The sequence below is a fragment of the Cocleimonas flava genome, from assembly GCF_004339015.1.
In the GTDB taxonomy this organism is placed as follows: Bacteria; Pseudomonadota; Gammaproteobacteria; order Thiotrichales; family Thiotrichaceae; genus Cocleimonas; species Cocleimonas flava.
Genome location: NZ_SMFQ01000003.1, coordinates 989,896 through 1,007,099, shown reverse-complemented (window position 1 = coordinate 1,007,099; position 17,204 = coordinate 989,896). Strand labels below are relative to the sequence as shown.

At 41.9% G+C, this 17,204-nt stretch carries 19 protein-coding genes; 13 read left to right on the top strand and 6 right to left on the bottom strand.

What is annotated here, in order from left to right:
- Positions 1 to 289: 289 nt before the first annotated feature.
- The gene (locus EV695_RS10580) at positions 290 to 664 is read right to left on the bottom strand and encodes a hypothetical protein (RefSeq protein ID WP_207907045.1); all 375 of its coding nucleotides are present in this window, start codon (positions 662 to 664) and stop codon (positions 290 to 292) included.
- Positions 665 to 942: 278 nt separating this feature from the next.
- Here EV695_RS10580 and EV695_RS10575 point away from each other — a divergent pair, with 278 nt between their 5' ends.
- From EV695_RS10575 to EV695_RS10530, 11 genes are all read left to right on the top strand, one after another.
- Entirely contained in the window at positions 943 to 2,139 is a 1,197-nt protein-coding gene (locus EV695_RS10575) for a patatin-like phospholipase family protein (RefSeq protein WP_131905888.1), read from the top strand.
- Between the two features lie 167 nt (positions 2,140 to 2,306).
- Positions 2,307 to 3,434 carry an alpha/beta fold hydrolase gene (locus tag EV695_RS10570; RefSeq protein ID WP_131905887.1) on the top strand — a complete coding sequence of 376 codons (1,128 nt, stop codon included), beginning with the start codon at positions 2,307 to 2,309 and terminating at the stop codon, positions 3,432 to 3,434.
- Between the two features lie 109 nt (positions 3,435 to 3,543).
- Positions 3,544 to 4,458 (top strand): cation diffusion facilitator family transporter, encoded by a 915-nt coding sequence (locus tag EV695_RS10565; protein WP_131905886.1) that lies wholly within the window; start codon positions 3,544 to 3,546, stop codon positions 4,456 to 4,458.
- A 234-nt stretch (positions 4,459 to 4,692) separates the two neighbouring features.
- Positions 4,693 to 5,442 carry an acetoacetyl-CoA reductase gene (phbB, locus tag EV695_RS10560; protein WP_131905885.1) on the top strand — a complete coding sequence of 250 codons (750 nt, stop codon included), beginning with the start codon at positions 4,693 to 4,695 and terminating at the stop codon, positions 5,440 to 5,442.
- Positions 5,443 to 5,543: 101 nt separating this feature from the next.
- The gene (locus EV695_RS10555; RefSeq protein ID WP_131905884.1) at positions 5,544 to 6,008 is read left to right on the top strand and encodes a glycine zipper 2TM domain-containing protein; all 465 of its coding nucleotides are present in this window, start codon (positions 5,544 to 5,546) and stop codon (positions 6,006 to 6,008) included.
- A complete protein-coding gene (locus EV695_RS20160) occupies positions 5,983 to 6,126 on the top strand; it encodes a hypothetical protein (RefSeq protein ID WP_165874682.1) in 144 nt (47 codons plus the stop codon). The genes EV695_RS10555 and EV695_RS20160 overlap by 26 nt, the downstream gene beginning before the upstream one ends.
- A 41-nt stretch (positions 6,127 to 6,167) precedes the next feature.
- Positions 6,168 to 6,401 carry a DUF2789 domain-containing protein gene (locus EV695_RS10550; protein WP_131905883.1) on the top strand — a complete coding sequence of 78 codons (234 nt, stop codon included), beginning with the start codon at positions 6,168 to 6,170 and terminating at the stop codon, positions 6,399 to 6,401.
- 452 nt (positions 6,402 to 6,853) lie between these two features.
- Positions 6,854 to 7,639, top strand: coding sequence for a zinc ribbon-containing protein (locus EV695_RS10545; RefSeq protein WP_131905882.1), 786 nt, complete (start codon positions 6,854 to 6,856; stop codon positions 7,637 to 7,639).
- A gap of 26 nt (positions 7,640 to 7,665) precedes the next feature.
- Positions 7,666 to 8,523, top strand: a complete 858-nt coding sequence (locus tag EV695_RS10540; protein WP_131905881.1) for an STAS/SEC14 domain-containing protein — start codon at positions 7,666 to 7,668, stop codon at positions 8,521 to 8,523.
- A 24-nt stretch (positions 8,524 to 8,547) separates the two neighbouring features.
- Complete coding sequence (locus EV695_RS10535; protein WP_131905880.1) at positions 8,548 to 8,745, top strand: hypothetical protein; 198 nt, start codon at positions 8,548 to 8,550, stop codon at positions 8,743 to 8,745.
- A gap of 5 nt (positions 8,746 to 8,750) precedes the next feature.
- Positions 8,751 to 9,338, top strand: coding sequence for a hypothetical protein (locus EV695_RS10530; protein ID WP_131905879.1), 588 nt, complete (start codon positions 8,751 to 8,753; stop codon positions 9,336 to 9,338).
- Positions 9,339 to 9,602: 264 nt separating this feature from the next.
- On the opposite strand, the gene EV695_RS10525 is transcribed toward EV695_RS10530, so the two are convergent.
- Positions 9,603 to 9,986, bottom strand: a complete 384-nt coding sequence (locus EV695_RS10525; protein ID WP_131905878.1) for a hypothetical protein — start codon at positions 9,984 to 9,986, stop codon at positions 9,603 to 9,605.
- A 385-nt stretch (positions 9,987 to 10,371) separates the two neighbouring features.
- Between EV695_RS10525 and EV695_RS10520 the strand changes: the two genes are divergently transcribed.
- A complete protein-coding gene (locus EV695_RS10520) occupies positions 10,372 to 10,911 on the top strand; it encodes a hydrolase (RefSeq protein WP_131905877.1) in 540 nt (179 codons plus the stop codon).
- Positions 10,912 to 11,053: 142 nt separating this feature from the next.
- Here the strand turns inward: EV695_RS10520 and EV695_RS10515 are convergent, their stop codons facing one another.
- The 4 genes from EV695_RS10515 to nhaA form a co-directional block, all read right to left on the bottom strand.
- Positions 11,054 to 11,935, bottom strand: a complete 882-nt coding sequence (locus EV695_RS10515) for an alpha/beta hydrolase (RefSeq protein WP_131905876.1) — start codon at positions 11,933 to 11,935, stop codon at positions 11,054 to 11,056.
- Positions 11,936 to 11,948: 13 nt separating this feature from the next.
- Complete coding sequence (locus tag EV695_RS10510) at positions 11,949 to 13,652, bottom strand: chloride channel protein (protein ID WP_131905875.1); 1,704 nt, start codon at positions 13,650 to 13,652, stop codon at positions 11,949 to 11,951.
- Positions 13,653 to 13,712: 60 nt separating this feature from the next.
- Positions 13,713 to 13,952, bottom strand: coding sequence for a hypothetical protein (locus EV695_RS10505; protein WP_131905874.1), 240 nt, complete (start codon positions 13,950 to 13,952; stop codon positions 13,713 to 13,715).
- A 217-nt stretch (positions 13,953 to 14,169) separates the two neighbouring features.
- Positions 14,170 to 16,113: a Na+/H+ antiporter NhaA gene (nhaA, locus tag EV695_RS10500; RefSeq protein ID WP_131905873.1), complete on the bottom strand. Its 1,944-nt coding sequence runs from the start codon at positions 16,111 to 16,113 to the stop codon at positions 14,170 to 14,172.
- 616 nt (positions 16,114 to 16,729) lie between these two features.
- On the opposite strand from nhaA, the gene EV695_RS10495 reads away from it, so the two are divergent.
- Positions 16,730 to 17,185, top strand: coding sequence for a universal stress protein (locus EV695_RS10495; RefSeq protein WP_165874681.1), 456 nt, complete (start codon positions 16,730 to 16,732; stop codon positions 17,183 to 17,185).
- Positions 17,186 to 17,204 lie beyond the last annotated feature (19 nt).

Here is a 17,204-nt window from a genome sequence, read left to right as displayed (position 1 = left end):
GATTTTATTCACAAAATACACAAAGCGTTTTGATATATCTCAACAGCAACACTAACAGTCAGTGATTAAAAAAATAGCTAGAACATGTGCTTAATTTCGATGTGGTAAATACCTAGTTAATGATTGTTGATTTGGGTTTAAGAAGGCGCTTAAACCGTTTTCAATGTGAGATACGGAGACAGCCACACCTACTTAAAAAAACGCTTATAAGTAGGGGGGTGGCTTTGAGTATTTTTGATTGTTTTTGCGAACAGATAGAATGGTAAAACACCACTGAATAGTCGCAAATTTACTTTTTCAAAAGCTTATACAGCTTGTCTATAAGAATCACGGCTTCTTTATGCTGTTGCTTAATATGCTCATGGATTTGTGTTTCGGTTGAATGTTTCAACGCCATTTCCTGATGGGTTTTGTCGCTTATCGCAGCTTCGGCTTCTGTTTGCAGTGTTTCATGATGATGATCATAACGTTGATGAGCATGAATGGTTTGTGCATGCTTCTGTAACGTTTCACTTTGTTTGCGAATAGCGTCTTGAATAGCGAGTAATTTCTCCTCCGAGCTTTGTTGTTCTTTTTGCCACATTGCAATATCGACTAACCACATTTCATGATCGCTGTCCCATTGTTGATGCTCTTCATGCTGTTGTTTAGAAACCATTTGCATTTACCTTTTCTTAATGATGTCGGAGATGTTTCAGCCTCAAAGTACAAGTTTATTGCTAACAAAAGTGAATAGTTTTATCTGTTTTTGACTTTTGTCATTAAGTTTTTACTTTTCTCCCGGTTAATGTATTTTTTTATGAAATTAGTGTTCATTTAGTCGATATTAATAACAGGACGTTATAAGCGTAGCTTTCGCGTGTGAATAATAAATGTATCTAAAAACCGTTGAATAGGATGTAAAGATGATTAGCAGGTTTGATCTTGATACCAGAGACCTTGATGAAAATTATCATCCGTAATGTTGTCATCCTTGTCTGTTTTGCGACGTTAAGCGCATGCAGCACTTTGCCCCGTCATCCTGCGCCTTTGGACAAAATGTTAAGCGCAAAAATTTCAGGAATGTCAGGGGTAAGAGCCTGGTCAGGGACATTTAGTAAAGATTTCGAGTCTGATTTATTACTCTCAATAAAACAGGAAAAGAGCCATTTAGCCGCTAGCAGTCTTGTTAAATTACCCGCTTCTAGCGTCTTGACACTTTCCGGTGGTGGCGATAACGGCGCCTTTGGGGCTGGCTTTTTGCAGGGCTGGACGAAAACAGGAACCCGTCCCACCTTTAAATTAGTAACAGGGATTAGTACCGGCGCGTTGATTGCTCCGTTTGCCTTTATTGGTCCCGAGTATGACCCCACCTTACAGGAAGCCTTCACCACGATTGATGCGAACAATATTTACTTTCCGCGTTGGATAAGTTTTATGTGGAGTGATTCCTTCACCGACACAGCACCCTTACTCCGTTTGATCAAACGCTATATTACAAACGATGTTTTAAATAAAGTCGCTTTGGCTCACCGTCAGGGTCGACGTCTATTTATCGGAACCACAAATTTAGACGCAGATCGACTGGTTGTGTGGAATATGGGGGCCATTGCTAATAGTGGACACCCCAAGGCATTGGAGCTTTTTCAACAGATCATACTCGCATCATCTTCTGTGCCTGTCGCATTTCCACCTGTGCTAATCAAAGTCGAGGTTGGTGGTACATCCTATGATGAAATGCATGTCGATGGCGGTGTTAAAGCGCAATTATTCTTTCTTGCAGCAACATTGGATTTAACCGACTTCAGGAAAAAATTGAATCTGGTGGAAGAGCCTAATCGAAAGATGAGTATTTACATTATTCGGAATGCCGAGATAGGTCCCGAATTAAAACAAGTCCCCAGAAACCTTACCAAAATATCCGAACGCGCACTTTCTTCTATGATCAAATCGCAGGCTCTCAATGACTTGAATAGAGTCTATGGGCTGGCGAAAACACAAGGTCTGGATTTCAATTGGGTTGCACTGCCTGAAGAATATGAGCCCACAGAGAGTGATGAATTTGATCGAAAAGAAATGAATAGATTGTTTAAAAAGGGATATGAACAAGGTCTGAAAAAGGACGTATGGAAGAAAGTCCCACCAGGGGTTAATGACTAAAAAAAAGTGCTCCAAAGTAGGGGGGTGTCAATTCATCTACACAAGGTACCCCGTAAAACTACGTATTTTCCACATAGTGTCTAAGCACAAGAGCGACTTATCACTCTCGATTTTTTTAAGGATTATTAATACCTCTTAAATTAAATCTAACACTCAAGGTAGATACCATGACACATAAGCAAAAGGCTGAGCAGAGTATCACCCAGCCATCTTCACTCTCCGTACCGTTTTTCTGGCCCTTGCAGTATCAGCAAGCAATGATCGAAGAAGGCATGAAAGTAGCCTCAGATAATATTAAATTCGTTTCTGAGGAAATGAAACTCGAACATGATCTTACGCCCAAACTCGCAACCCCGAATACTCTTAGATTAGATTTGCGCACAATGGCACTGCGGGAATATGGAAAACCTGTCGAGGGTAATATTCCAACACTCGTTGATGCACCACACGCGGGTCATACATCGATGATTGCCGATTATCACAAGGGTCAGAGTTTAATTGAAACATTAATGGCCAATGGACATCCACATGTCTTATTAACCGACTGGAAATCAGCCACGCCAGATATGGCGAATCTAGAAGTGGATAACTATCTGGAAGAAATGCTGACAGTCATTGAAGACCTGGGTGGAAAAGTCAATCTGGTCGGGCTTTGTCAGGGAGGCTGGGTGTCAGCCATGATAGCTTCACGCTTCCCCGATAAAGTAAATTCTTTAGTACTCGCTGGCGCGCCTATCGATACCAACGCAGGAGATGGGCCGATTAAAAACATGGCGCAGGAATCTCCGATGTCTTTTTATGAGGATATGGTCGCAACAAGTGGAGGATTAATGCCTGGTCGTTACATGTTGCAAGGCTGGAAAAATATGCACCCAGAAGAGCATTACTTCAAAAATTACGTCTCACTTTACGAGCACATTGACGACCCAGAATATTTGAGCAAAGAAGAAAGCTTCGAAAGCTGGTATGAGAATCCTATCGATCTACCAGGACGTTGGTATCTGCAAGTCATTCAACAGCTATTCAAAGAGAACCGGTTTGCCAAAGGTGAGTTTGTTGGGCTAGGGCGTGTGTTGAATCTCAATGCGATAAGCTGTCCAACGTATTTACTCGCGGGTAAAGATGACGACATCACAACCCCCGAACAGGTCCTTGCGGCTGAACAGTTAATCAGTACGCCAGCTAAAGATATCCGCAAGAAAACCGTTCCGGGCGGACATATTGGCTTGTTTATGGGATCACGTACTTTGCGCGAGACCTGGCCCGAGATTTCGCAGTGGATCGCTAAGCAATAAAACATGGATGGAGTTCAATATTCGATGTGAAAAGCTCGGTGTTATTTTATCAATGCATCATTCTTGCACTTGAGTCGATCAAGCAAAGGAATCCATTTAGGAGTTCGTAATGCCAGATAAACACGGACATACGCACGGAATTGAGACTATAACCTCAAAGGATCTGGGGCCTGCTTTTCGTTGGGCGGTGGGGCTTAATACCAGTTATGTCATAGTCGAGGGCGCGGCAGGGTTCATCACTGGCTCGCTCGCTCTGCTGGCAGATGCCGCACACAATTTAACCGATGTTGCTGGGCTGCTAATTGCCTGGGGTGCAATGGTTCTGGCTAAACGTGTAGGCACGGGAAGTTATACCTTCGGTTATGGTCGCGCCACAATTTTAGCCGCTATGCTAAATGCTATCGCCATTTTAATAGGCGTAGTACTGGTAATTTGGGAAGCGGCCCACCGCTTCGGTACAACGGTCGATCTGCCAGGGGCAACAATTCTTTGGGTTGCATTGATTGGGATTGCGGTTAATGCAGGATCGGCATTGTTATTTATGCGTTCGCAAAAAGAAGACCTTAACGCCAAAGGCGCGTATTTGCACATGGCGGCAGATGCAATTGTTTCAGGTGCAGTCGTCGTCGCTGCTGCAGGTATTATGTTGACGGGCTGGAACTGGTTAGATCCAGTGGTGGCTATTGGCGTAAGTCTCGTGATTACAGTCACTGCCTGGGGATTACTGCGGGATTCATTGAGGCTGGAGCTTGATGGCGTGCCCGAGAATGTAGACCGTAACGCCATCTCAGACTGGTTGATCAATCAACCCGAAATCACAAGCGTACATGATTTACATATCTGGGCGCTTTCCACAACTCGCACAGCGTTGTCGGTGCATCTGGTCTGGAAAGGGGATGATGGTGATGCTTTGATCCATCGGATTTCTCATACACTCAAAGAAGATTTTGGTATTAATCATTCAACTATCCAGCTTGAGACTATCGCCTGCGATGAAGCTGATCATTGTTTCGAGAATGTTTGATCACTAATGACCAGTAGCGCTTAGTAGTTTGGTAGATTAGCAGACGAGCATTGGGGCGCTGTTTTCTCATAAGCACAGGATAAAAATTACGTATATTCCACAGTGAAATTACGTTAAACCCCAGTAACAAAACTCATGTTGATTCATTATATTTACACAATCGAATAATAGAATTTACGAATAGATTTTGAGTATTTCTGAATAAAACTTAAATCAAACATGGAGTATATAAACATGAGTAAGAATAAAGTTGCACTAGTAACAGGCGGAACAGGCGGGCTCGGCGGTGAAATCTGTCGACAGTTATTTACCTCAGGTTGCAAGGTAGTCGCAAACTACTATCCTGCTGATAAAGAACACTCAGAAAAATGGCAAGTCGAGCAAAAAGCAGCGGGGTTTGATATCGAAATCGCTCCAGCAGACGTATCAGATTTTGATGAAACAGGTGCAATGATTACTGATATCGAAAGCAGAATTGGCCCCATCGATGTATTAGTTAACTGTGCGGGTATCACTCGTGATGCATCTATCAAACACATGACGATAGACCAGTGGAAAGCAGTCATTGATACCAACCTAACCAGCGCATTCAATGTTACTAAACCTGTGATGTTGGGAATGACTGAACGCGGTTACGGACGCATTATCAATATTTCATCGGTAAACGGACAACGCGGTCAATTTGGACAGCCAAACTACTCGGCAGCGAAAGCGGGTATCCATGGTTTTACCATGTCTGCTGCGTATGAAGGCGCACGTAAAGGCGTGACCGTAAATACCGTTGCGCCTGGTTATTCTGAAACGGCAATGACCGCAGATATGCCAGAGAAAGTATTGGAATCAATTATTAGTGGTATTCCGATGGGAAGAATGGGTCATCCAGCAGAGATTGCATCGGCAGTTTTATGGCTGGCAGATGAGAAAAATAGTTACACAACTGGCGCTTTAATTCCTGTCAATGGTGGCTTATTTATTAGCCATTAACGGAGTTTTAGTAAAAGCCAACAGAGCCAGTTAACAGTGGTCCTGTTGGCAAAAAAAAATAGAACTGAGTAAAGATTATGAAAAAGTATCTGGATATAACAATGAAAAAAACGTTTTTGATGACATCAGTATTAGTCGCAAGTATTGCAGCGGCTGGCTGCACAGGCAATGGCGCCCCTAATGAACAAGCCGGGATTATTATTGGTAGTGTGTTAGGTGGTGTTGCAGGTAACCAAATCGGCAAAGGACATGGTAGAACGGTCGCGACGATAGTTGGTACGCTTGTGGGCTCACAGATTGGTGGATCAATTGGTCGATCTATGGATGATACCGATCGCTTAAAAATAGCCCATTCACTGGAAACAGTGCGAACTGGGGTGCCTACAACCTGGAACAATCCAGACACACATAATCACTACAGTGTAGTCCCTACAAGAACCTATACGGTGAACTCTGCACAACCTTGTCGCGAATATACGGTAGACGCGATTATTGGTGGTAAAAAAGAAAAGATATACGGCAGAGCGTGTCGTCAAGCCGATGGCAGCTGGAAAGTACAAGGCTGATACATCAACTGAATTTGCCGGAGAAACCGTTCCGTATGATGGTTTGCTAATGCCTTATCATTATACGGTTAACTGCTTTTCATGGATAAACCTGTTAAACCTAAGCCTTATCTTATAAAGATAAACCAAATACTTTTTTAAATTACTGTGGAGATAACAATGGAAACATCAATTCATGATATGAACGCTTTATTTGCACAATTAGGCTTGGAAGAAAGCAACGAAAGTATCGAAAACTTCATCATCACGCACAAGCCGATCCCAGAGGATATGGAGCTTTATGAAGCGGAATTCTGGAGCAAGTCTCAGGCAGATTTTTTAAAAGAATCGATAGCAGAAGATTCGGACTGGGCCGTTGTTGTCGATCATTTGAATGTTTTGTTGCGGGATTAATTAACCGTTTATTTATAAGCGTTACGACGTCAAAATGGTTTCATAAATATCACAGCTAAAGCTACGCAAGTTAGCTTTAGCTGTTTTTATTTGTTTCGGCTTTTCCAGATTTCTTTTTCTTCTTTCCTTTTCCTCCTCTCCTTTTTCTCCTCTCCTTTCTTTTCACTCCACTCTTCAATCTTTCTCAAACACTCAAACACTCTCTCAATAATTATTCAGCTTTCAAGAGTACGCTGCCCGTTCCTCGTATCAGGCAATCTTTCCAACCCTCAAAAAAGTCCTCCAAAGTAGGGGGATGGCTTCGTCTTTTTTAGAACGTTGATTCATATAAAAAAACACATTCGTTTTACGTATTTACCGCAATTAATTACGTAGTAGACCGAATTGTATGTTGTGGGTGAGTGCGCAATTATCATAGTCGTAATTAATAATCTTTTTGATGGAGAAACGTCATGAGAATCGAAGAAATGAATAAAGACCTAAAACAGGCATACCAGACTATGGTAGATACGGTTGAAGACTTGGTCGTCAATCAGGGCGAAAACTTACAACAGGCATTACATACAGCCGAAGAACAATTGAGCGAATGGAAGGAATTAAGCCAGGCAGAAGTGGAAGAAATTACCACAGAGCTTAAGCATGATTTCAAAAAGCTGGATGAAAATTTAAATGAATCCAGAGAAGCGTATAAAGAAGAATTCAAAAAAGAAGCGGCTTACGTTACAGATTCTGTCTGGAGCAAACTACTAGCCATAATGAACACCAATACCGCGCAATTAATAGCTTTCGAAAAGAATCTGAAAGACCGTGTTGATGCGATAAAAAGTGATGACCATCTCACCGAACACCAGGAGCATACGCAATGGGATTCTGAGCATGCGTTATGGCGTGCGGAAATCGCACTGTGGAAAAAAGAACATGCAGAAGCATTGGATAAATTACACACCATTGAAACAGCAATCGATCAGCACTCTCAACTGTTAGATGAACACGCTCAGGCTATAACAGCCCACGAAGCGCGTGAACATGAGCACGAAGAGACTATGGCGAAAGCAGAGAAAGATCCAACCAGCCATGTGTTTGAAGTGAAGGATGAAGCGAAAGTAGCGGTACATGAGCAAGAAAAGCAAGAGCACCAACAACATGCAGAATTGCACGACACCATGAGAAAGCATCATTTCGCAATGATGTCATTGGTGAATAAGCTCTACAAAGAAACTCGCCAAGCTACACATTAAAAATCCACTGAAAAAAGGAATTTATCATGTTGCAAATAATACCCGTATACGAAGGTAACACCATCGCAGTGAGAGCTTCAGGAAAGTTAAGTCATGAAGATTATCAAAAATTCATACCTGAATTAGAAAAGCATATTGAAGAGCATGAAAAAATCACCTTACTGTTCGAATTCGATAATTTCACAGGATGGGATTTAGATGCGGTCAAAGATGATTTCAAATTTGGCATGAAGCATCTCGAAAACTTTGAACGCATCGCAATGGTGGGTGACAAGGCATGGGAACGCTGGATGTCTTTCATCGCCAAGCCGTTTTTAATCTCTGGTGAAGTAAAATACTTTAACCGTGAAAATCTACAAGATGCATGGGATTGGCTACGCGAAAGGGAAGACCTTGAAAAGCTGGCAGAACAAATCCAGCCCTACAAAAATATCGTAGTAGCGGTAGATTATTCAGCCTATGCCAAACATGCCTGCAAGCGTGCGATTGAATTGGCTAAACACTACAAAGCATCACTCACCTTGCTCAATGTCGCTTTAGAGTACGTACCGTATTCTGCGTATGGCGATGCAATGGGCGCTTACCTGATTGATGAAGCGATTATTGAAGAACAAAATCAAGCAAGGATGGAAGCGTCAGAAGCACAAATGAAAGCGTTCACCAGTGAGCTAGACACCGATTATCCCATTATCAGCAAAGTCATTTGCGGTGAAACAAAAAGCGGTATCGTCACCTTCCTGGAAGCGCAAGATGCTGACCTTGTGGTATTTGGCGCAAGAAAGAAAAAAGGCCTAAACAAACTCATCGGCACTATTCCGCAATATGTTCAGAGCAATAGCCGTTGTGAAATGCTGATCGTCCCCCTTCAGGATTTAACGTTCTAAGAGAGCATTTAAAGGTATCTAAAGATGAGCGATATACAAAATATAGAAATCGAACGCTATCAAGGAAACATCGTTAAAGACTTGCGTCATCTGATAGAAAAATATCGGGAGATAATGGCGTGGGATGTACCAGAAAATGACCCTGTCGAAGCAGACAGGCTCATTTTCAAAGCGATACATACTGGTTTGGCAGAGATAGAGAAGGCTGAAAAAACAGGGTAAAAATCATGAACAAAAAAGCAGATAAAACTGCAAACAAACCCGAACCCACGCTTTTACATCATCCCGATGGATGGTTTCACCGGATTTTTATCAGCGAAGCGATTCTGAGTATCTTACTCATATTGTGTTTTGTAGGCATCGCCTATACCGACGTGGTGGGAGCCTTAAGTATCAACTTCTGGCTATGGATGATTCCTGTATTTGCTGTTGCCGCGATCATTCTGGAATGGTCGCGATACATTAAAGGCGATATCGATGGTTTTCATTTTATACGCCAACAAATCTTGCATTGGACCGCTGTGTTTATAGCAGTGAAAGTGATCTTCATCCTGTTGCAACTCGGTCGATTACCCAATAACGCCACCGCTTTTGTATTAATGATGGTGATGAGTTTATCGACGTTTCTCGCAGGTATTTATATCGGCTGGCGCTTTCTAGTGCTGGGTGTTTTCATCGCTATTGCAACAATCATCGCAGCATATCTGGAAACCTATGTCTGGATATTGATTCCTGTCGTTATATTTATAGTGGCTATGGGGATATATATGGGTTGGAGAGAATTCAAATCACTGAGTGCGAGAATTGTTAGTTAGGTTGAGACGTAGTCGAATAAAAAGCTGTAAATTTCACTACATCATATTGTTTAGTTCAGAGGCGAAACAATGGGGATGAAGGAAACTCGCTCGTTCCTCACTCAAACAACCTTCATCCTGGACCATTTTTTCTTGAGTTTTTCACTGTATTAAATGAAGTTGAAACAGACATTTTCATTGCCACCCCTATACTTATAGGCAGTTTTTTTATAGTAGAGAGGTGGGTTAAAGATTATAAGGTTAGATTGAAATTTTATTTACTTGTTATATTTCTTTTAAAATTTGTTGTTTTTGAATTCTTCTATTTCCTTTGGTATAAAGTTCTTTTGCTCTCCTAATATAAAAAGTTGCAGCTGCAAGTTGAGTTGGTAATGTAACTTTACATTCACTATATCCAGACATCCCTTCTTTTAACGGTAGTTCCGTTAGTTCAGCAAACTCATGTGGATTCCCCCTTAGACTTATTGCAATGTTTAATGTTTGCTTCCAATGAGGTTGAAGTGTAACGAAATTTTTTGGACGAATAACCCATCGTTTATTGTTAAGTTCGAATTTTCCACCATCGGATATACTTTCAGCGAAATCTATTAACGCAAACCCTGTGATGGCTAGATATTTAAGTTCTTTTATTTCTTCATGGATTGACATATAAAACCCTCTATATTTATTACAGAAATGTAGGTGATTCTGTCTGACTTTTTCAGATATGACAATATATTAAGACGGTCCAAAACCTTCTCGATAGTTTATCAAGTATAAAACTTGCTTTTGATTTGGTTTCATTTAGAGCCCTTCCTAAGTAAATAGTTTATATCACAATCAAAGAAATTCATCAGTCTCAACTTCTGAGAAATTAGGTTTCATTTTTACTTAAACAAAAAGATCATCAAAAGCCTCTATAAGTAGGGGGGTGGCTTACAAATGTTATCAATTGCCTCTACCACTATCTAAATGAGGGTTTGAATATTAATATGGTGTAAATCATTCAAGAGATCTAATGAAAAACTAGAGAAACATCTGGGAGTAGGTTGATGTGTTAAATCAGGAAAATACCGGTTTGGTTATAGTCGATGTTCAAGGCAAGCTTGCGCGTATTGTGCATGAAAGCGAGGCTTTAATTCGGAATATTCAGGCGTTGATTCAAGGGTGCCAGATTCTGAAGCTTCCGATTGTTTGGGTGGAGCAGAATCCGCAGGGGTTGGGGCAGACTGTTCCTGAATTAAGTGAGTTATTAGCGCCGAATCAACCACTGGAAAAGTTTACCTTTAATGCCTGTGAAAGCAGCAGCTTTGAAAAAGCCATAGCGGATAGTGGTATGCAGCAATGGCTTGTTTGCGGTATTGAAGCGCATATCTGTTTGTATCAAACTGCTTTGGGTTTGTTATCCAGGGATTATCAGGTTGAGGTGGTGACTGATGGTATTTCATCCCGCTCTAAAGCCAATATTGATTTAGCGATAAATAAGCTAGAGCAAAGTGGGGCTAGTCTTACGAGTGTCGAAATGTGCCTGTATGAGTTGATTAAAGATGCTCGCCGAGCGGAGTTTAAACAGATTTTGCCGCTGATTAAGTAATCGTTAAAAAGCTTAATGAGAACAGCTTAATGAGAACAACTTAATTAGAACATCCCTGATTTGAATGATTGTTTAAATCTATTCGATCTTTAAAAAACTGCCTCTAAGTAGGGGGGTGACTAAGATTAAAGTAATTACGACATTAAACCTGAAATCCAGATGTACGAAGAAATTTAATCAGTTTTTCACAATGTAGTTCTATTTTCTCGACTGAATCATGCTTTGCATCTTCTATTTCTAGCAAGCTTAAATGCGGTTCGGGGCAGTTTTCTATAATTGCTCTGGCGTCTTCAACGGGAATGGTTGTATCTTCTTTGCCATGCACGATCAGTATGGGGCAGTTTATTTTACAAACTGTAGCAAGCGGCGCGAATGTCGCAAAGCGGTGTCCGATGACCCATTCCACATAACGCATCACGAGCTTTCTGATAACGGCAGGTAAATAGAAACGTTTTAAAAATCGTTGCATCATCCATTCAGGGTGTGCGAATGCAGAAATACTGATTACTGCTGCAATATCCTTGCGTTTCGAGGCTTCAAACAATACCGCGCCTGCCCCGACTGAATGTCCTAAAAGGGCAATCCTTTTAGATTTTTCGGGATGGTGTTGTTTTAACCAATCAATCACATTCCCCAGGTCTTCTGCGAACCGGGGTAATGATGAGAAGGTATCCGAATCACTACTGCCATGACTTCTGGTATCGAAAAGCAGGACGTTGATACCTGCTTTGTAAAAGGGTGTGGCAAGCGGCAACATGACTTCTGCATTGCCACCCCAGCCATGCAGAATAATCAGTGTTTCTGTAGAACCGGATACGGGAAGTAACCAGCCAAAAAGTTTTTTGTCGTTTTGATGTTTGTTAGAAGAAATAGGTATGTGTAACTGAAGGTAATCAATACCAAGCAGATCTTTGGGATTACTCGTTTCTTTATTTCTGGGTGCGCGGAAACCTAAATGAATAGCGATAAAAAATAAGCCGGCAAGCATGATGATTGCCAGTATTAAAAAGATGAAATAATGCATGCTTACCCTAGGTTTAGCTGTTGGTATTAGTGTCAGGGTTATTGAAAAGACATTGCTCTGCTTTTGAAAGTCCTGTTCTGGATGCTACAACTACCAACAAATCACCCGCTTGTAATTGATGCTTCTCAAACTGGGAAATCATTGTTTCTCCCTGAAATATGGCGATCACTTGAATATCTGCCATTAAACCAAGGTCGTTGAGTAATTTTCCATTGGAAACCGATTTAGGATCAACTTGTAGTGTGGCTAGTTTTTTTCCATTAGGTAGGGAGATGGAACCACCAGCCGCAAGGAAACGACTTGCTTCTTCTGTGACTAAATTGGCAGGCAATTGGACTTTTTTCTGGTGTAAATTATTGATCACCGTTTCCAGATATTCTGCCTGATGCGCAGGGCTATCGGTGGGTGAAACAACTTGTGCTTCATAAAGACTAGGGTACTTGGCGTTACGCGTTAAAAACTGTTGCACCAATAAACTGATCACAACCGTAATCATCGCGGGTACGGCTAATTTATAACTGCCTGTCATTTCTATAATCATAATCAGACTAGCTACAGGTGCTCGGGAGGCACAGCCAAATAATGCGGCAGTGGAGATTACGACAAAGCCTGCATGCTCTGGTACAAAATATCCCGTCTGGCTCACCAGTGATGCGAGAACGCCACCCAGCATGGCGCCAATAAACAATGTCGGTGCAAAGATTCCGCCAGAGCCACCCGAACCTACTGTTAATGCCATCGCCAGTGTTTTGGCAATGACCAGAGTGGCGAGTAAAACCAGTGGTAATTTATCGTTGATGGCAAGCTGAATCCAGCCATAACCACCACCGAGAACTTCAGGCAAAAACATCGCCATAACACCTAATATCAAACCACCCAGGGCGGGTTTTAAATAGGGAGAAATGGGTAAGGCACGAAAAATGTCTCGTGTTCCATAAAAAATGGTGGGGACCAACGCGCCTGCGACACCCACGGCCAGACCAAGCGCAGCAAACCAGAGAAGTTCCAAGGGGTGTTCGAAGGCTAAACCTTCGGGCAAGATAAATAAGGGTGACCAGCCGTTAAACAAACCGATAACGGAATAGGCAACTGCGGTGGCAATAATGGAGTAGTAAAGTACCGACGTTTCAAAAGCAGAGCCCGAGTACAACACTTTAATCGCAAACAGCGCGGTTCCCAAAGGGCTTTTAAAAATTGCAGCTAATCCCGCAGCAGTCCCTATGACGGTCATTTGCCGTCGTTCCTGTACGGTTAAACCTAATCCGTCAGATAATCTGGAGGCAGTTCCGGCAGCGATTTGCGCCACTGGACCTTCGCGGCCTGCTGAGCCTCCCGAACCGATAGTGATTGCACTCGCAACGGCTTTTACGATCGGGACACGACCACGAATATAACCAGCATCTTGATGGAACGATTTGATAAAGGCATCGGTTCCGTGACCTTCTGCTTCAGGCGCAAACAGAAACACAATCACCCCAGAGATTAATCCCCCGAGCGTGGTAACCACCGGAATCCACCATAATTCAACAGGTAGGGCGGTTTGTGTGGTGTCTAAAACGGTAGGTGGGGTGTAATGTCCAATACCACTTAGTAAATACGTTTGCGCCTGAACCAGCATCCAGATAAAAGCCAACCCTGAAAATGCACCAATGAATCCGAGTACGATACTCAGCAATGTCATCCGCATTACAGGATGTTGACTTTTTATCCAGTTCATCAAGGTTTAGTTAAATGGTCTTATTTGGTTTGGAAATATGGCTTAGAAAAAATAGTAAAGTCACATACTCAGTTTTTCTTGAGTCGTGAATACTTCTTTCACCAAATCCATTTCAGATTTTCCTTCTGTCGATATGCCCAGACGCGTTACTTCTTCGTTTAGAAAAGGTTTCATCGTAGCCATCAAGGGTTGCCACTTCTCAAAGGAATAATCCTTATCTGCAATCGTCGTTGAAGGTTCATCTGCACGTTTTAATATCTCAGGTATATTATTTAAAACCTGGTTCATCAAGTTATCCATGTGTTCATTCCTTTGTGAGAGTAAAAAACCAATCTGACATGATTCATGCTTCGCTTGAGAGTAAAGATGAATCAATGGTTTTTAGAATACCGATTGTTGATTTGTCTTAATATTCGGAGATATGCTTAGAAAAGCTGTGATAACTACGTAGTTTTGATTCTATTAATCAAATGTTATAAAAAACTCCCCAAGGTAGGGGGGGGGGCTTTTAAGTAAATTATTGGCTTTTCTTTGTGTCTTTTTCAGTACCATTTTCAGTGCTATTTTTTGTAATCTGTTCGTTTGTCTGTTCTTTTTCTTTGATCTCTTCCAGGATTGCCTCTGGAATCTCAAGCGCAGGGCTGGCGGAGTTACGGCTTTTTTTCGCGGCAAATAATAAAATGACGATACCGATATTGGCGTCTATCAGCGATGCAATGAGTACGCCTAGTTTTACAGCCTGTAGTTGTTCACCCGAAAATGAAGCTGAAGCGATGAATATCGACATGGTAAAACCGACGCCTGCAAGACAACCTGCACCAAGTAAATGCAGCCAGTTGATTTCAGGAGAGAGTTTTGCGAAGCCAAATTTTAAGGAAATGAAGACAAACAATAATATGCCAATGGGTTTTCCCAAAACCAGACCCAGCATCGCCCCGAGTACTTCCGGTTGGAGGATGGAAAACTGAGCGCCGATAATTAAGATGCCGGTATTAAAAAATGCGAATAGAGGAAGCACGAAAAAATTATTCCAGTTCTCTAATGCATATTGCAGATGAAACCCGGGGCCTCTAAGCCGTTCGACAATATTTTCGAGTATCAGAACGGTTTTTGATCCTATTGTCGTTCCGCCTTTGTTTATTTCATGTTTGATTAGTGCATCGGCCTGGGCTGCAGCTCCGATGACTTGCGCAGATGGTCTCGACGGAATAGCGATCGCTGTTAATACACCAGCCAATGTCGCGTGAATACCGCTTTCATAAATAAAATACCACAGCACAACACCCAGAATAATATAGGGCGTGCATGAATAAATACGCGCACTATTCATCGCTATCATTACTGCAAAAATACCAGCTGCAAATAGAAAGGAATCGAAGTGGAACCCATTACTATAAAAAAGTGCGATAACAAGAATAGCGCCAATATCATCTGCTATTGCGAGTGCCGAAACGAATACCTTCAACGACGTTGGTACAAGGCTACCCAGTAAGGCCAAAATGCCTAGGGTGAATGCAATATCGGTCGACATCGGTATTCCCCAGCCATGTGCCGTGGTTTGTCCTGCGTTTATCAAGTAATAGATAGCGGCAGGTATCAGCATACCGCCAACCGCTGCAAACAGAGGTAATGCTGCACTGGCTGGATTTGATAATTCCCCATCGAGTATTTCTCGTTTGATTTCAATGCCTACTATCAAGAAGAAAATAGCCATCAATGCGTCATTGATGAAAGCCTCTAGCGTCAATTCAAGTTGAAAATTTTGACCGAAGTAGATGCCTATTAATGATTTTCGGATATTTTCGTAGGGTTGTTCCCAGCCAAGATTGACGATCAGCAAGGCGGCAAGTGTCGCAATCACTAAAACAAGCCCTGCGGATGCCGCCCATTCAAAGAATTCGTTGCTGGCAATGCGCAGTCGAACTCCCAGCGGACGTTCAACGGACTCCAAAATGGCAGTGTCGTCCCATACACCACGGTAAAGGCGGCCGTCTATAAACAGCATCGGTGTCTGCGGTAGGACGGCTGATGCGGCTGCGGATTGTTGATCGTGTTTTATTTTCTCATCAGTCTCAGGCGACATCATGTCGGTTAGAAACTGGTCAATGCTCAGCCCCAAATGTTCTGCGAGTTTAATTAAACTGTCTTGTGAATACTCTGGTTGTTCCTCAAACAGCGCATCATGCATCGCTGGAAACTTACCCTGTTTGTTTGCGGCAATAGCGGCTCGTATGGCTAATTCAGCAGATTCAGTACGACGCTGTTCAGTTGGTGCCAAGCGGATAGCTAAAGTAAGATTCAGGTGTTTGAACTTCTCGGATGATCTTTCTAAAACAGATCGAAGGCGACGTGAATAAGGGCAGGTATAGTCAACGAAAGCGACCAGATTATTATTCGGATTACCCTTAACGTAGAACAGCTCATTGTCTGCGCCAAACGCTGGTATCAAGTGATTTTTCATAGTCCCATCTCTATCATTAAAACCAGAAAGACAAACCCCGTAAGACAAGTTTTGAAAAGTAAAACATCTAAACAAGCATTAAATCGACACCATAAAAAAATCACCTTCTAAAGATCAGAAGATGATTAAAAGATTCAATAGGAAGGAAGGCCTATGAATCCGGGCTAAACTATTTGTTTATTTGTCGAATAACCTAGACTTACATTAACAATATTGGGGTGCATACAATATTCGGAGATGTGCTTAGAAAAGCTGTGATAACTACGTAGTTTTGAATATGTAATTCATGCGTAATGATGAAGTAAAAAAAACATACAAAAAAACATACAAAAAAAAACGCCTCTAAGTAGGGGGGTGCCAATTTCATTCCAGAAATTCCCTTTCCAGATAGTCGGTAGTGAAAACTAAGTAGTTTCCACACCGCATCTACGAATAACTCCGCATTTAGTCTTTACTGTATATATCTGATAATTCATTAAAAAGAACGAACAAAAAATCATTAGTGATTAGTGATTAGTGACTAGAGACTAGTCACTAGTGATTAGCGAATGAAGGAGGCGTCGATTTAATCGAATCGATGGTTAGAAATTTATATAGGAGACAGTGGAAAAATAAAATGAAAGCTTATCAACACATTTTACTGACCACAGATTTTTCGAAATTCAGTGAAGTTGTCGCACGAAAAGCCGTTACTCTTGCAGGCCATTTCAACGCAAGAATTACCTTGTTGCATGTGGTGAAGGAGTATCCGCAGGAAAACACTCAGGCTAACGAAACCCTGGAATCCAGTAAAGACGAAGATCTCAATAAAAATATCATTGCTGACAATCGCCAACGTCTTGAAGCTTTTGCGCGTTCAATTCCTATTTTGCGGATGATACCCATGATCACTTTGTCTAAGGAATCGACTGAGGATGTGATCATAAAGGTTGCCCGAGATATCAAGGCTGATCTCGTTATTATGGGAGAACACGAAGAAAATAGTGTATCCATTTCACCAGAGCTTGATACCAAAAAAGTACAGCAAAAAGCACCGTGTGACGTTCTGGTCGTGCATGCAGATGCCGCTTAAGAATACGATTTATTAGTCG

What these genes read in the sequence shown, in the direction of transcription:
- EV695_RS10580 (WP_207907045.1), bottom strand. Translation starts at nt 664, where the DNA reads ATGCAAATGGTTTCTAAACAACAGCATGAAGAGCATCAACAATGGGAC.
- EV695_RS10575 (WP_131905888.1), top strand. Translation starts at nt 943, where the DNA reads ATGAAAATTATCATCCGTAATGTTGTCATCCTTGTCTGTTTTGCGACG.
- EV695_RS10570 (WP_131905887.1), top strand. Translation starts at nt 2,307, where the DNA reads ATGACACATAAGCAAAAGGCTGAGCAGAGTATCACCCAGCCATCTTCA.
- EV695_RS10565 (WP_131905886.1), top strand. Translation starts at nt 3,544, where the DNA reads ATGCCAGATAAACACGGACATACGCACGGAATTGAGACTATAACCTCA.
- phbB (WP_131905885.1), top strand. Translation starts at nt 4,693, where the DNA reads ATGAGTAAGAATAAAGTTGCACTAGTAACAGGCGGAACAGGCGGGCTC.
- EV695_RS10555 (WP_131905884.1), top strand. Translation starts at nt 5,544, where the DNA reads ATGAAAAAAACGTTTTTGATGACATCAGTATTAGTCGCAAGTATTGCA.
- EV695_RS20160 (WP_165874682.1), top strand. Translation starts at nt 5,983, where the DNA reads ATGGCAGCTGGAAAGTACAAGGCTGATACATCAACTGAATTTGCCGGA.
- EV695_RS10550 (WP_131905883.1), top strand. Translation starts at nt 6,168, where the DNA reads ATGGAAACATCAATTCATGATATGAACGCTTTATTTGCACAATTAGGC.
- EV695_RS10545 (WP_131905882.1), top strand. Translation starts at nt 6,854, where the DNA reads ATGAGAATCGAAGAAATGAATAAAGACCTAAAACAGGCATACCAGACT.
- EV695_RS10540 (WP_131905881.1), top strand. Translation starts at nt 7,666, where the DNA reads ATGTTGCAAATAATACCCGTATACGAAGGTAACACCATCGCAGTGAGA.
- EV695_RS10535 (WP_131905880.1), top strand. Translation starts at nt 8,548, where the DNA reads ATGAGCGATATACAAAATATAGAAATCGAACGCTATCAAGGAAACATC.
- EV695_RS10530 (WP_131905879.1), top strand. Translation starts at nt 8,751, where the DNA reads ATGAACAAAAAAGCAGATAAAACTGCAAACAAACCCGAACCCACGCTT.
- EV695_RS10525 (WP_131905878.1), bottom strand. Translation starts at nt 9,986, where the DNA reads ATGTCAATCCATGAAGAAATAAAAGAACTTAAATATCTAGCCATCACA.
- EV695_RS10515 (WP_131905876.1), bottom strand. Translation starts at nt 11,935, where the DNA reads ATGCATTATTTCATCTTTTTAATACTGGCAATCATCATGCTTGCCGGC.
- EV695_RS10510 (WP_131905875.1), bottom strand. Translation starts at nt 13,652, where the DNA reads ATGAACTGGATAAAAAGTCAACATCCTGTAATGCGGATGACATTGCTG.
- EV695_RS10505 (WP_131905874.1), bottom strand. Translation starts at nt 13,952, where the DNA reads ATGGATAACTTGATGAACCAGGTTTTAAATAATATACCTGAGATATTA.
- nhaA (WP_131905873.1), bottom strand. Translation starts at nt 16,113, where the DNA reads ATGAAAAATCACTTGATACCAGCGTTTGGCGCAGACAATGAGCTGTTC.
- EV695_RS10495 (WP_165874681.1), top strand. Translation starts at nt 16,730, where the DNA reads ATGAAAGCTTATCAACACATTTTACTGACCACAGATTTTTCGAAATTC.